This window comes from Bradyrhizobium sp. USDA 4506 (assembly GCF_054058795.1).
The window spans coordinates 8,004,902-8,018,577 of sequence record NZ_JBSSBM010000002.1; the positions used below are offsets into that span (position 1 = coordinate 8,004,902).

10 protein-coding genes are annotated in these 13,676 nt (G+C 65.4%); 4 read left to right on the forward strand and 6 right to left on the reverse strand.

Annotation, left to right across the window (positions count from 1 at the left end; all coding sequences use genetic code 11):
* Positions 1-198: 198 nt before the first annotated feature.
* The 3 genes from ACVIHF_RS39840 to ACVIHF_RS39850 all read right to left on the reverse strand — a co-directional run bounded on the left by ACVIHF_RS39840 (position 199) and on the right by ACVIHF_RS39850 (position 3,935).
* Entirely contained in the window at positions 199-1,281 is a 1,083-nt protein-coding gene (locus ACVIHF_RS39840) for a carboxylesterase family protein (protein ID WP_310883516.1), read from the reverse strand.
* Between the two features lie 23 nt (positions 1,282-1,304).
* Positions 1,305-2,276: a S1C family serine protease gene (locus ACVIHF_RS39845; protein ID WP_057016190.1), complete on the reverse strand. Its 972-nt coding sequence runs from the start codon at positions 2,274-2,276 to the stop codon at positions 1,305-1,307.
* A gap of 144 nt (positions 2,277-2,420) precedes the next feature.
* Complete coding sequence (locus ACVIHF_RS39850) at positions 2,421-3,935, reverse strand: AMP-binding protein (protein WP_456793643.1); 1,515 nt, start codon at positions 3,933-3,935, stop codon at positions 2,421-2,423.
* A 323-nt stretch (positions 3,936-4,258) separates the two neighbouring features.
* Here ACVIHF_RS39850 and ACVIHF_RS39855 point away from each other — a divergent pair, with 323 nt between their 5' ends.
* Positions 4,259-4,579, forward strand: a complete 321-nt coding sequence (locus ACVIHF_RS39855; RefSeq protein ID WP_310883518.1) for a PilZ domain-containing protein — start codon at positions 4,259-4,261, stop codon at positions 4,577-4,579.
* Positions 4,580-4,692: 113 nt separating this feature from the next.
* Here ACVIHF_RS39855 and ACVIHF_RS39860 read toward each other — a convergent pair whose 3' ends face one another.
* The 3 genes from ACVIHF_RS39860 to ACVIHF_RS39870 all read right to left on the reverse strand — a co-directional run bounded on the left by ACVIHF_RS39860 (position 4,693) and on the right by ACVIHF_RS39870 (position 7,505).
* Entirely contained in the window at positions 4,693-5,079 is a 387-nt protein-coding gene (locus ACVIHF_RS39860; protein WP_456793644.1) for a hypothetical protein, read from the reverse strand.
* A 383-nt stretch (positions 5,080-5,462) separates the two neighbouring features.
* Complete coding sequence (locus ACVIHF_RS39865; RefSeq protein WP_057016193.1) at positions 5,463-6,491, reverse strand: peptidoglycan -binding protein; 1,029 nt, start codon at positions 6,489-6,491, stop codon at positions 5,463-5,465.
* Between the two features lie 27 nt (positions 6,492-6,518).
* On the reverse strand, positions 6,519-7,505 hold the full coding sequence (locus ACVIHF_RS39870; protein WP_057016194.1) for a hypothetical protein: 987 nt from the start codon (positions 7,503-7,505) through the stop codon (positions 6,519-6,521).
* 541 nt (positions 7,506-8,046) lie between these two features.
* Between ACVIHF_RS39870 and ACVIHF_RS39875 the strand changes: the two genes are divergently transcribed.
* From ACVIHF_RS39875 to ACVIHF_RS39885, 3 genes are all read left to right on the forward strand, one after another.
* Positions 8,047-9,252: an efflux RND transporter periplasmic adaptor subunit gene (locus tag ACVIHF_RS39875; protein ID WP_141341973.1), complete on the forward strand. Its 1,206-nt coding sequence runs from the start codon at positions 8,047-8,049 to the stop codon at positions 9,250-9,252.
* A 6-nt stretch (positions 9,253-9,258) separates the two neighbouring features.
* A complete protein-coding gene (locus ACVIHF_RS39880; RefSeq protein ID WP_310881519.1) occupies positions 9,259-12,414 on the forward strand; it encodes a multidrug efflux RND transporter permease subunit in 3,156 nt (1,051 codons plus the stop codon).
* 116 nt (positions 12,415-12,530) lie between these two features.
* Entirely contained in the window at positions 12,531-13,667 is a 1,137-nt protein-coding gene (locus ACVIHF_RS39885; protein WP_253604554.1) for an AAA family ATPase, read from the forward strand.
* The last annotated feature ends 9 nt before the right edge of the window (positions 13,668-13,676 follow it).

Genomic DNA, 13,676 nt, shown 5'->3' on the forward strand with positions numbered 1-13,676 from the left:
GTGCTCTCCCTCGAATCTCTGCAAATCCGATGGAATCACACCCCACTGAGATCACTCACTCATTTTTCAGTCAGGCTCTGAGGAGCGCGAAGCGCGTCTCGAAGGATGCACGGCCCCGATGCAGCCGCGCTGCCGCAGCCGGGCCGTCGACCCTTCGAGACGCGCTTCGCGCTCCTCAGGGTGACGGAAGAGAGCTCCTCAGGTGTCGCCAGTAGCTGCTCCATTCATCCATTGCATGATCTCCGCATTGATCTCGCGCGGATAGGTGTGGCTGAGATCGTCGATCTCGCGATAGGTCACCCTGGCGCCGGCGGCCGACAGCAGGCCTTGGGTCTGCCGCGCGGTCTGCACCGGGAACATCCAGTCGAGCCGGCCGTGGGTGATGAAGATCGGCAAGCCGCGCAGCCGCTCCGCGTCGGCGATCTCTGCCATCAGCGGATGGAAGGTCGCGGCAACGGGCGCCAGATGCGTGAAGCGCGAGGCGCCGTCGAGCCCGCTCACATAGCTGAAGGTGCCGCCGTCGCTCATGCCGGTCAGCAGCGTGCGCGTCTCGTCGATCGTCCAGTGCGCGCGCACCTGGTCGATGATGCGGTTCAGGTTCGGCGTGTCGGTGTCCTCGCCCATCAGCGCCCAGGTCTGGCCGGTCGCGGTCGGCGCCACCAGGATGGCGCCGCGGCTGCGCGCATCGCGCAGCCAGCTCCACAGGAAGCCGCGGCCATTGCCGCTGCCGCCATGCAGCGCCATCACCAGCGGCCAGGCGCGGTCGGGCGTGTAATACTCCGGCACGTACATCGAGAAGCCGCCGCGGCTGCCCGGCTCGTTGCGCTCGTGGAAGATACCGGTGTCGGCGTTGGGCTTGGCGGCGAGCTTTGCCTGCAGCTCGGTATCGTCGCGGAGATCGGGCGCGATAAAGAAGCCGCTGACCGGCGGCAGCTCGGTCAGCGGATAGAGCGCCTCCTGCGCCCGCGGCAGATAGCGCAGCGCGCGGAACACGCTGACCAGATCGCCTTCGCCGTTCTGCACCGCGCGCAGTCCCGCATAGCCTGACAGCGCCGGTTCGATCGCGGCTTCCAGCGCGGTCTTGATGTGCGCGAATTTCTCCGGCCAGTCGGCGAGCCGCGGCCGCACCGCCTGCAAGGCCTCCTCCGGCTCGCCCGCAATCTGCATCACGCGATCGAAGTCCGGCGGATTGAGGTTGCGCGCGACGAAGGACAGCGATTCCAGCGTCTGCAACAGCGGCGGCAGCACGGCCACGATGTCGTCAACCACCGCCTCGCTCATCGCCGCTGCCTCTTCCCTTTGCCTCAATGCAGCCGCGGCGCCTTCAACAGCTTTATGCGGTCGATCGAGGTCAGCGTGACGTCGAAGGTGACGCCCTCGTGATAGATAGTCAGCGGCACGTCGACGCCGGCCGCGCCGAGCGACCAGAGCTTGCGGTAGAAGCCGGCCTGGCTCGTCACCTTGTCGCCGTCGACCGCGAGGATCACGTCGCCGGTCTTCAGTTCGGCGCGCGCCGCCGGTCCCTTGCTGGCGACGCCGACCACCACGAGGCGGTTGTCGATCTCGGTCGTGAACATGCCGAGCCACGGCCGCGCCGGCTTGTCGACCCGGCCGAACTTGCGCAAATCGTCCAGCACCGGATTGAGCAGATCGATCGGCACGATCATGTTGACATGCTCGGCGTGGCCCGAGCGCTCGCGTTCGAGTTGCAGCGAGCCGATGCCGATCAGCTCGCCGGCATTGTTGATCAGCCCGGTGCCGCCCCAGTTCGGATGCGACGGAGAAGTGAAGATCGCCTCGTCCAGCAGATACTCCCAGTAACCGGCGAATTCCTGCTTCGCCGCGATCTGGCTTGCGACCGAGCGCGTGCGGCCGCCGGCGCCGCCGAGCACCACATTGTCGCCGACCTGCGTCGCCGCCGACGAGCCGATCCGCAGCGGCTCGAGATCGACCCGGCCGAGCGCCTGCACCAGGCCGAAGCCGGATTCGAAATCGAAGCCGAGCGCGTGGCCCTCGACCGCGCGGCCGTCGCCGAGATGCAGCCACACCGTGGCGGCTTCAGTGATCAGATAGCCGATCGTCAGCACCAGCCCGTCGTCGATCAGGACGCCATTGCCGGCGCGCTCGGTGCCGAGCGTCTCGGCGCTGAAAGCATCCGGCGGAATGATCGAGTGCAGCCCGACCACACTCATCAGCGCGCGATCGAGATCGTAGCGGTAATCTTCGGGGCGAGGCTGAAAGGCCGCGGGCACTTTCCATTCGGTCGTGGAGGGCATCAAGGGATCTCCTGGCGTGCAGGGCGCTGGAACCTCAAGGTAGACCGAGGTTCTGCCGGCAGGGAAGATGGAATGATATACCTTGCAGGGCCGCCTGCACAGCTCATGTGGCGTGCAGACCTGCCCCTCGCAAGATAATTGAACCTATTCGGTTTTTGCCGCACGCGCCGGCATGATGCGGAAGGCGCGGTTGTCCTTGATCCACGCGGCGCGCTCGTCGCGCAGCATGGTGCGGCGAACCTTTCCGGAATCGTCGCGCGGGGCGGTGCCGACGCGCTCGAAACTTTCCGGATGCTTGTAGCGGCTGAGCCGGTCCTTCAGGAAATCGCCCATGCCGTCGGCGATCGCTTGCGCATCGGCGCTGTCGGCGAGCTCGAGGATTGCATGCACGCGCTGACCGAATTCCGGATCGGGCAGTCCGACCACGACGCAGGAGCGCACCTCGGGATGCTCGCTGACCGCGGCCTCGACCTCGGCCGGATAGATGTTGGCGCCGCCGCGCAGCACCATGTCGGCGAGCCGGTCGCCGAGATAGAGATAGCCTTCTTCATCGAGCCGGCCGATGTCGCCGAGCGACTCCCAGCCGTCCGGCCGCCGCTTCGGCGTTGCGCCGAGATAGTGATAGGTCGAGCCGGCGCCGTCATTGGGCAGGAAATAGATTTCGCCGGTCTCGCCGGGCGCGACGTCGTTGCCGTCCTCGCCGATGATGCGCAGTTTCGCGGTCTCGCCGATCTTGCCGACCGAGCCCTTGTGCGCCATCCATTCGGTGCCCGAGATCACGCAGGCGCCCTGCCGCTCGGTGCCGCCATAGAGCTCCCAGATCCGCTCGGGGCCGAGCCACTCGATCCATTTCTCCTTCAGCCAGGGCGGCATCGGCGCCGCCATGTGAAACACGATTTTCAGGCTGGAGACGTCGTAGCGGCTGCGCACATCCTCGGGCAGCGCCCAGATCCGGTGCATCATGGTCGGCACGAAGTTCACCCATTGCACGCGCTCGCGTTCGATCAGCCGCAGCGTCTCCTCGGCGTCGAACTTCACCATGCCGGTGACCCTTCCGCCCCCGAACAGCGCAAAGTGCGAGAGGATGAATGGCGCATTGTGATACAGCGGCCCCGGATTGAGCAGCGAGGTGTCGCGCGCAATGCCGAGCGTCGCCTCGGCCGTGGTTTCGATCACCGCGGGGTTGTGATCGAGGATCACCTTCGGCCGTCCGGTCGAGCCGCCGCTCGTCATCGCCTTCCAGTAGCGCGCGACCGGCGCATCGAGCGGCTCCTCGGAGAATCCATCCGGCACGAAATTCACCGGCAGCGAATTCGGCGCATTCCAGTCGGCCTCGCCGCCGACCACCAGCGACGGTTTCAGAATCTCGAGCACCGCAGCGGCCTCGCCGCGCGGCAGCCGCCATGACAGCGAGGTCGGCGTCGCGCCGCACTTCCACACCGCGAAGGTCGTCTCGAAGAATGCGTTGCTGTTGGGCAGCCCGATCGCGACGAAGTCGCCGGGCTTGACGCCCTTGGCGGCGAAGGCGCGCGCCCGTGCATTGGCGCGGCGCTCGAGCTCGAGCCAGGTCAGCGCATCCGCGCCATGACTGATGGCGATCGCATCCGTGGGCTTGCGTTCGGCATACCAGCGCGGCACGTCGGCGAGGGGGATCAGCATGGTCGTTTCCGTCGGAAAAGGCGGCTTGAAGCGCTCTTGTTGAAGGGATGTGGTCAAGACCACGGCCGCCACTTCACCAACAGTGCGGTCTCCGTGTCAAGCCGATGGCTGCCGACGCGGCCGGTATCCCGCTGATGGAATTGCAGAATCCCTGTTCGCTAAAAGCCCCGTCAAGATTCCGGTAAAGTTCAAGCGATCGCGCTAAGCCAGGCTTTACGGGGGGGCCGGCATTGTGGCCGTTGCGGTTCTGTGCCGGGCGCGTCGAGCGACGTGCACGGCGTGCAATGTCTTTCAATGACCAATGGCTTCAAGGGACGGCGACGATGGCGAGCAATGGAGCACGGATCAAGGTCAGTCGCGAGCCGCGGCGCCAGCTCAACAATCGTGCGGCCTGGATCACGGTCGACGACGGCGCGACCGAGAGCGAATGCGCCGTGGTCGACATCTCGCCGGGCGGCGCCAAGATCACCACCGAGGTCGAGTTCGAGGTGAATGACCGCCTCGCGCTGACGCTGCTCGCCGATCACGCCAAGCGCTACCCTTGCCAGGTGGTCTGGCGTCGCGGCAAGACCTACGGGCTCAAATTCGTGACGGCCGAAGTCGAGCCGGTTGAACCTGCCGCGGAGCCGGCCGGCGCGACCTAGCGCGGCGTTCATCAATCAATGATCGAATGGACGTTCGGCGCAGGCCATCGCCGATCACATCGGCCGCGCGTTCAATTGTTCACGCAGGACTTCCCGCGCAAGCGTCGCTCGCGTCATCGCCGCTGCGGATTGTCGGCATTGCCGGTGGTGGTGCCCGTCGGGCCTCCCGGAAGCGCCGGTGCGGCGCTGCCGCCGCCGGTGCCCGAAGACGGTGCGACGCGCTGGCCGGACTGGGTCGGGAGCGCAGTGCCGCCGACGCCGTTCGACGGTGCGGCGCGGTCGCCAGGCCTCGGCGGCAGCGGGGTGCCGCCGGTGTTCTGCGCGAGAAGCGGGGCCGGTGCGAGGATGAGGCCGGTGGCGACGACGATGGCAAATTTGGTCTTGAACATGTGCTGGTCCGAGATGGCGCGGTGAGGCTTGAGCGACAGGCACAGCCGCGACGGAGACGAGACATCCGCCAAGCCCGCGAGATTGCGATACCAGCATAACGTCAGCCGCATTTGATGCGTTCCCGGACGCCTCGCCAGGGCGAAGCAAATATCCGTGTAATGAACGGTCTCCACCGATCGCGGCGACGCCTCGCCGGTGTTGCGGATCTTTCGACATGAAGTTTGGACATTCATGTCGCGAGAATGCGGATGTGTGACTCACAGACCTCGCCACACACTCAATGTCGTCCTGGCGAAAGCCAGGACCCATTACCCCAAATCTCAATTGTTGCGCGACGCTGGGGCCGCGATCCCGTTCATCATCAAATGCGGTGGTTATAGGTCCTGGCATTCGCCAGGACAACGAACGGATAGCGCCGTGTGCCCGTCCTCACGGGTTCACGCAAACACAGTCGAGCCCGGCAATGACGACTGGTTGGCCAGGCGCCGTCGTCCTAGCGTTCCGTCAGCTTCAGCTCGATACGGCGGTTGCGCTTGTAGGCCTCTTCGGTCTGCGCGGTGTCCAGCGGCTGGAATTCAGCAAAGCCGGCGGCGACCAGTCGCTGCGCCGGCACGCCGAGCGAGACCAGGTACTGCACCACCGAGATCGCGCGCGCCGAGGACAGCTCCCAGTTGGACTTGAACAGCGGGCTGTTGATCGGCCGCACGTCGGTGTGGCCGTCGACGCGCAGCACCCAGGCGATCTCGGGCGGAATCTGCTTGTCGAGATCGATCAGCGCGCTCGCGACCGTTTCGAGCTCGGTCTTGCCCTCGGGCAGCAGCGTCGCCTGGCCGGTGTCGAAGAACACTTCCGACTGAAACACGAAGCGGTCGCCGACGACGCGGATATCGGGACGGTTGCCGAGGATCGCACGCAGCCGGCCGAAGAATTCCGAGCGGTATTTCGACAGTTCCTGCACCCGCTGCGCCAGCGCGACATTGAGGCGCTGGCCGAGATCGGCGATGCGGTTCTGCGATTCCTTGTCGCGTTTCTCGGAGGCGTCGAGCGCCTCTTCGAGCGCAGCGAGCTGGCGGCGCAGCGCGCTGATCTGCTGGTTCAGCAGCTCGATCTGCGCCAGTGCGCGCGACGATACGGCCTTCTCGGACTCCAGCGCCTTGTTGAGTTCGTTGGCGCGGCCCTGCGCGTCGCTGCCGGAACTCGCGAGCCCCTCATAGAGCCCCTTCATGCGGTCGCGCTCGCCTTCCGCGGACGCAAGCCCGGCGCGCAGCTGTGCCACCTGGTCGTCGAGCGTCAGCTTGGAGAGCTTCTCCAGCGATAGCAGGTCGTTGAGCTGAGCGATCTTGGCGGTGAGCTGTTCCAGTGCCTTGTCCTTGCCGGTGACCTCCTGCGACAGGAAGAACTGCACGACGAGGAACACCGACAGCAGGAACACGATCGACAGCACCAGCGTCGACAATGCGTCGACAAAGCCGGGCCAGTAGTTGAAGCCGGATTCGCTGCGGCGCGAGCGGGCGAGGGCCATGGGTGTCTCCTTGGGCTTGCTCCCCGGCTAGCTCTTCTCGGGCTGGCGGGCGAGGCGTTCGAGCAGCCGCTTGATCTCGCGGTTCTGCTCGCCCTGGCCGTCGGCCCATTCCCGGATCATCTGCTGCTCGGTGCGCATATGCGCAACCAGTCCCTGGATCGCCTCGGCAAGATTGGCCATCGCGGCCGTGGTGCTGCGGCCGCCGCCGCCTTCCTCGAGCGCGGTGCGGAGCCGATCGATCGCGCCCTGCATGTCGCCGGAGACGCCGGCTTCGTCGCCGGAAATGCCGCGCACGGTGCCGGCGAGCCAGTCCTCGAGGTCGGTGTAGAAGCGGTTCTGGGCCTGGCTCGACTGCAGGTCGAGGAAGCCGAGGATCAGCGAGCCGGCGAGGCCGAACAGCGAGGACGAGAACGAGATGCCCATGCCGCCGAGCGGCGCGGCGAGGCCCTCCTTCAGCGTATCGAACAGCGCGCCGGAGTCGCCGCCGACCTTGAGCCCGTCGATCACCTTGCCGACCGAGCCCACCGTCTCGATCAGGCCCCAGAAGGTGCCGAGCAGGCCGAGGAACACCAACAGGCCGGTCATGTAGCGCGAGATGTCGCGGGCTTCATCGAGGCGGGTTGCGATCGAATCGAGCAGATGTCGCATGGTCTGCTGCGAGATCGACATCCGCCCCGAGCGTTCGCCGCCGAGGATCGCGGCCATCGGGGCAAGCAGCGTCGGGCGGCGCTCGATCGCAAGGCCGGGATCGGCGATGCGGAAATTGTTGACCCAGGCGACCTCGGGATAGAGCCGGATCACTTGGCGGAACGCCAGGATGATTCCGATCAGCAGCACCGCCCCGATCAGGGCGTTCAGCCCCGGATTGGCAAAGAAGGCGGTGACGATCTGCTTGTACAGCACGACCCCGACCAGGCCGCAGAGCACCAGGAACACCAGCATCCGCACCAGGAAGATACGAGGCGAGGACAGCTTGCTCAATTCGATCTCCATGTCGGAGCGGGAAGGAGGCATTGCCGGGTCATCCGTTCGCGAAGGCCGCATCTGCGAGCAATATGGCACAGCGGCGGAGTGAGGAAAGCCGATTCCAGGGGCAGCAAACAGGACCTTGAGTTGGAATCTCGTGGGCCGTTGCCGCTTTGCACGGCTTTCCGACCGCTCGGCGCATCACCATCCGCTGAACTGCACACCCCACCCGCAGATCGCGAAATGAGGTCGGCTTGCACGCGTCATTCGGTGAGGCGAACGCGACGATGGTGATTCGGTCCGATGGTCTCGGTGTTGCAAGGTGCGGCATTCCGCGCAGGCAAAATGGCGGGGTTCCCGCTCACGCAGACCTTAATGCATTCCCACAGCCTGCGATGGAACCCGCTCACAATGCGGTGACAAGACAAAAGATGCCGCGAAATCAGAGTGATAGCATTCTGTGACATTGAGCCGCCCAAAAACGCATTGCGTCGCAGCAAGCAGATTTTATTTTCATCGCAGCAACGCGAGCGGTGTCGCCGTGACACCGCCGTTCGTTTGTTCAAACCTTTCAGGGGCGATTATCTCAATGTCTGGACTTCGCGCGCAATCGGCATGCATTGCTCTGATGCTGGCCGTGACGGCGCCACTGCTTGCAGGCTGCGACGAGCCGAACACCGCAACCGCCGCTGTGCAAGCACCCGAGCCGGACGTCAGTGTCGTCACCGTGAAGCCGCAGGCGCGCGCGATGCTGCGCGAGCTGCCGGGCCGCATCGCGCCGACCCGTGTTTCCGAGGTACGCCCGCGCGTCTCGGGCATCGTGGTCAACCGCATGTTCCATCAGGGCAGCGAGGTGAAGGTCGGCGATCCCCTGTACCAGATCGATCCGCGCCCGTTCGAAGTCGAATTGCAGTCGACCGAGGCGGCGCTGGCGCGCGCCAAGGCCGTGCTCGAACAGGCCGCGCTGCAGGCCCGCCGTATCGCCACCTTGACCAGCCAGCGCGCGGCGCCGGAAGCCGAGAACGAAAAGGCGATCGCGACGCTGAAGCAGGCCGAAGCCGACGTGCAGGGTCGCGAGGCCGAAGTCGCGCGCGCCAAGCTCAATCTGGATTATGCGACGATCCGCGCGCCGATCGACGGCACCATCGGCGCGGCGCTGGTCAGCGAGGGCGCGCTCGTCGTGCAGAACGACGCCGCGAGCCTTGCGACCATCCAGCAGCTCGATCCGATCTACGCCGACTTCCAGCAGTCGGTGACCGAGATGAACCAGCTCCGCCGCGCCTTCGAGAGCGGCGATCTCGACCGCATCGCGCCCGACGCGATGAAGGTGCGCCTCGTGCTCGACGACGGCTCGATCTACCCGCTGCCGGGCAAGCTGCTGTTCTCCGACGCCAAGGTCGACGCCTATACCGGGCAGGTGACGTTGCGCGGCGAGTTCCCGAACCCGCATCGCATCCTGCTGCCGGGCATGTATGTGCGCGTGCTGATCGAGCAGGGCATCGACAGCGATGCGATTGCCGTGCCGCAGCAGGCGATCCAGCGCAATGGCGGCGGCGGCAGCGAGGTGTTCGTCGTCAAGGCCGACAATCACGTCGCGGTGCAGCCGGTGCGCACCGGCTCGCTGCAGGGTGGTTCCTGGTTCGTGACCGACGGTCTTAAAGCCGGCGACAAGGTCGTCGTCGAGGGGTTCCAGAAATTCGCCGCCGGCGACAAGGTCCGGCCGCAAGCCTGGCGCGAGGTCGACGCAGCTGCAGCACCGACGGATCCGCACCAGACCGCGCACGCAGTGCGGTGATCCGACATGCCTAGCTTCTTCATCGACAGGCCGATCTTCGCCTGGGTCGTCGCGCTGTTCATCTGTCTGATCGGCGCGATCTCGATTCCGTTGCTCGCGGTCGCGCAATATCCGATCATCGCGCCGCCCTCGATCTCGATCTCGACCAGCTATCCCGGCGCGTCGCCGGAGAACCTCTACAACAGCGTGACGCGGCTGATCGAGGAGGAGCTCAACGGCGCCGCCAACATCCTGAACTTCGAATCGACCTCCGACTCGCTCGGCCAGGTCGAGATCATCGCCAACTTCAAGCCGGGCACCGACACCAGCCAGGCCTCGGTCGAGGTGCAGAACCGCCTCAAGCGCGTCGAGGCGCGGCTGCCGCGCGCCGTGATCCAGCAGGGCATCCTGGTCGAGGAAGCCTCGTCCGCCGTGCTGCAGATCATCACGCTGAACTCGACCGACGGCTCGCTGGATGAGGTGGGCCTCGGCGACTTCATGATCCGCAACGTGCTGGGCGAGGTGCGCCGCATCCCCGGCGTCGGCCGCGCCACGCTGTATTCGACCGAACGCAGCCTGCGAATCTGGATCGATCCGGCCAAGCTGGTCGGCTACGGCCTGTCCGCCGACGACGTCAACAAGGCGATCACGTCGCAGAACGCCCAGGTCGCCTCCGGTAGCATCGGCGCCGAGCCGAGCACCGATACCCAGAAGATTTCCGCGCAGGTGCTGGTGAAGGGCCAGCTGTCCTCGCCCGACGAGTTTGGCGCCATCATCCTGCGCGCCAACAATGACGGTTCGACGGTCCGGCTGCGCGACGTCGCGCGGATCGAGGTCGGCGGCCTCAGCTACCAGTTCAACACGCGCCTGGACGGCAAGCCGACCGCCGGCCTCTCGGTGCTGCTGTCGCCGAAGGGCAATGCGCTGGCGACCGCGAGCGCGGTCGAAGCCAAGATGAAGGAGCTGTCGCGCTTCTTCCCGGCCAACATCTCCTACGAAATCCCCTACAACATCACGCCGGTGGTCGAGGCTTCGATCAAGAAGGTGTTGACGACGCTGGTCGAGGCCGTGGTGCTGGTGTTCGTCGTGATGTTCCTGTTTCTGCAGAACATCCGCTACACCATCATCCCGACCATCGTGGTTCCGGTGGCGCTGCTCGGCGCCTGCGCCACGCTGATGATCGCGGGCTTTTCGATCAACATGCTGACCATGTTCGGCATGGTGCTGGCGGTCGGCATCCTCGTCGACGACGCCATCGTCGTGGTCGAGAACGTCGAGCGCATCATGGCGGAGGAGGGCCTGCCGCCGAAGGAAGCGACCAAGAAGGCGATGTCGCAGATCACCGGCGCCATCATCGGCATCACGCTGGTGCTGATGGCGGTGTTCGTGCCGATGGCGTTCTTCCCCGGCTCGGTCGGCATCATCTACCGGCAGTTCTCGGTCACCATGGTGGCGGCGATCGCATTCTCGGCGCTGCTCGCGCTGTCGCTGACGCCGGCGCTGTGCGCAACCTTGCTCAAGCCGGTCACGAAGGGCCACGGCCATGCCAGCAAGGGCGTGTTCGGCTGGTTCAACCGTGTGCTCGACACCAGCCGCGCGGGCTATACCCGCACCGTGCAGGGCTCGCTGAAGCGCACCGGCCGCCTGATGCTGATCTACCTCGTGTTGTTCCTCGGCGTCGCCTACGGCTTCGTGCGGCTGCCCGGCGGCTTCCTGCCGGTTGACGACCAGGGCTTCATCACGACCGACGTGCAGACGCCGTCGGAGTCGTCCTATGCCCGGACCGAAGCCGCGGTCGAGCAGGTCGAGAAGTACCTCAAGGACCGCGCCGGCATCGAGAACGTCACGTTCCTCACTGGCTTCAGCTTCCTCGGCCAGGGCATGAACACCGCGCAGGCCTTCATCACCCTGAAGGACTGGTCGGAGCGCGGCCCGAAGGATTCCGCCGCCGCCATCGTTGCCGACATCAACCGCGATCTGTCGTCGATCCGCGACGCCAGGATCTCGGCGTTGCAGCCGCCGCCGATCGACAACCTCGGCAATTCCTCGGGCTTCTCGTTCCGCCTGCAGGACCGCGGCCAGAAGGGCTACTCGGCGCTGATCGCCGCGTCCGATCGCCTGATCGCGGAGGCCAATGCCAGCCCGATCCTGCAGAAGGTCTATGTCGAAGGCCTGCCGCCGGCGCCGCAGGTCAATCTGATGATCGACCGCGAGAAGGCCGGCGCGTTCGGCGTCACCTTCGAGGACATCAACAACACGATCTCGACCAATCTCGGCTCGAACTACATCAACGACTTCCCGAACCGCGGGCGCATGCAGCGCGTCATCGTGCAGGCCGACAAGACCAGCCGCATGAACGCGGACGACATCCTCAACTACAACGTCAAGAACAGCCGCGGCCAGCTGGTGCCGTTCTCGGCCTTCGCCACCATCGAGTGGTCGAAGGGGCCGACGCAGATCGCGGGCTTCAATTACTATCCGGCGGTGCGCATCTCCGGCGAGGCGCGGCCCGGCTTCACCTCGGGCGATGCGATCGCCGAAATGGAGCGGCTCGCCGACAAGCTGCCGCGCGGCTTCGGCTATGAATGGACCGGCCAGTCGCTGCAGGAGAAGCTGTCGGGCTCGCAGGCGCCGTTCCTGCTCGCGCTGTCGGTGCTGGTGGTGTTCCTCTTGCTGGCCGCGCTCTATGAGAGCTGGACCATTCCGCTCGCGGTGCTGCTCACCATTCCGCTCGGCATTCTCGGTGCGGTGGTGGCGGCGACGATGCGCGGGCTCTCCAACGACGTCTATTTCACCGTCGGCCTGATCACCATCATCGGTCTTGCCGCCAAGGACGCGATCCTGATCATCGAGTTTGCCAAGGATCTGCGCGCGCAGGGCAAGCCGCTGGTCGAGGCGACCATCGAGGCCTGCAGTCTCAGATTCCGCCCGATCCTGATGACCGGTCTGGCCTTCGTCTGCGGCGTGCTGCCGATGGCGATCGCGACCGGTGCCGGCGGCGCCAGCCAACAGGCGCTCGGCACATCGGTGATGGGCGGCATGATCGCGGTGGTGATCCTCGCGCTGCTTCTGGTGCCGGTGTTCTTCGTCAGCGTGCAGCGCGTGCTGGCCGGTGACCGCGAGAAGGCGCCGGGGCAGGGTGAGGTGTATGGCCCGCCCGCGCCGGCAAGGATCGGTCACTGACATCAGGGACCGACGCTGGTCAGATCAGCGGCTTGCTTTCGCGAGCCGGCCAATCCAGATTGCAGCTCTGGATTGAACGGGAAGCGTTTGGGCAACCCGGCGATTGAGGGCATGCGATGCGGCCGAGCGATATTGCGATCTCGAATTATCGCTCGATCCGGCGGCTCTTCATGCCCATCCAGCCGCTGTCCGTCTTCGTCGGCGAGAACGGTGTCGGTAAATCCAATCTCTACAAGTCCCTGTCGCTGTTGCGGGATGCTGCGACCGGCCGGATCACGCGCACGATCTCCGACGAAGGCGGGTTGAATTCCGTCTTCTGGTCCGGCCATCGCAGACGCGGAGACGATGCGCGTCTGCGGTTGGCCGTGAGGCTCGACCACGTCAGATATTCCATCGAGCTCGGATTCCCGAGCCCGGTCGTGGCGGCATTTCCCGGTGAGCCGATGATCAAGTCCGAAACGATCGAGGCGACCCACGGCAAGAAGACAATACTGATGTTGGAGCGCACCAACTCACTCGTCAGTGTCCGCGATGAGAACGGCACCTGGAGCCAGCACAAGGATGCGGTGCTGCCGTCGGAAACCGCACTGGCCGGATTTTCGGATGGTAAGGGAAGTCCCGAGATCGACCTGATCCGAAATGCAATGCTGAGTTGGCGATTCTATCACGACTTCCGGACCGATCCGGCGTCGCCGATACGAAAGCCGTGTCTCGCGATCACGACACCTTCGCTGAGCGCCGATGGCCATGATCTGGCTGCCGTGTTGGCAACCCTGTTCACGATCAGGCAGGATGCCGGCGATCTGCAGGATGCGATCGAGGACGCATTTCCGGGCGCCGAACTGCGGGCTTGGGAAAAAAATGGGCTATGTGAATTCCAGTTGCAACTGGAGGACATGCCGCGGCCGTTCAAGGCGCACGAACTATCCGACGGCACGCTGAAATATATCTGCCTGCTCGCCGTGTTCATGGGCTATCGGCTGCCGCCGTTCATCGCGCTGAACGAGCCCGAGACCAGCCTGCATCCCTCGCTGCTGGCGCCATTGGCCCGGCTGATCGCCAAGGCATCGCGCCGCGCCGACATCTGGATCGTCACCCATTCGGAGCCTCTGATGGAAGCGCTGCGCAGCGAAAGCGCGGTGCCGCTGCGCCGGGTGATCAAGACGAAGGGCGCCACGACCATCGAGGGCCTGTCCCTCGGCGGTGAATTTCGTGACGGGCAGGACGACGATGATGAGGATGATGACGATTAAATCGCGCCG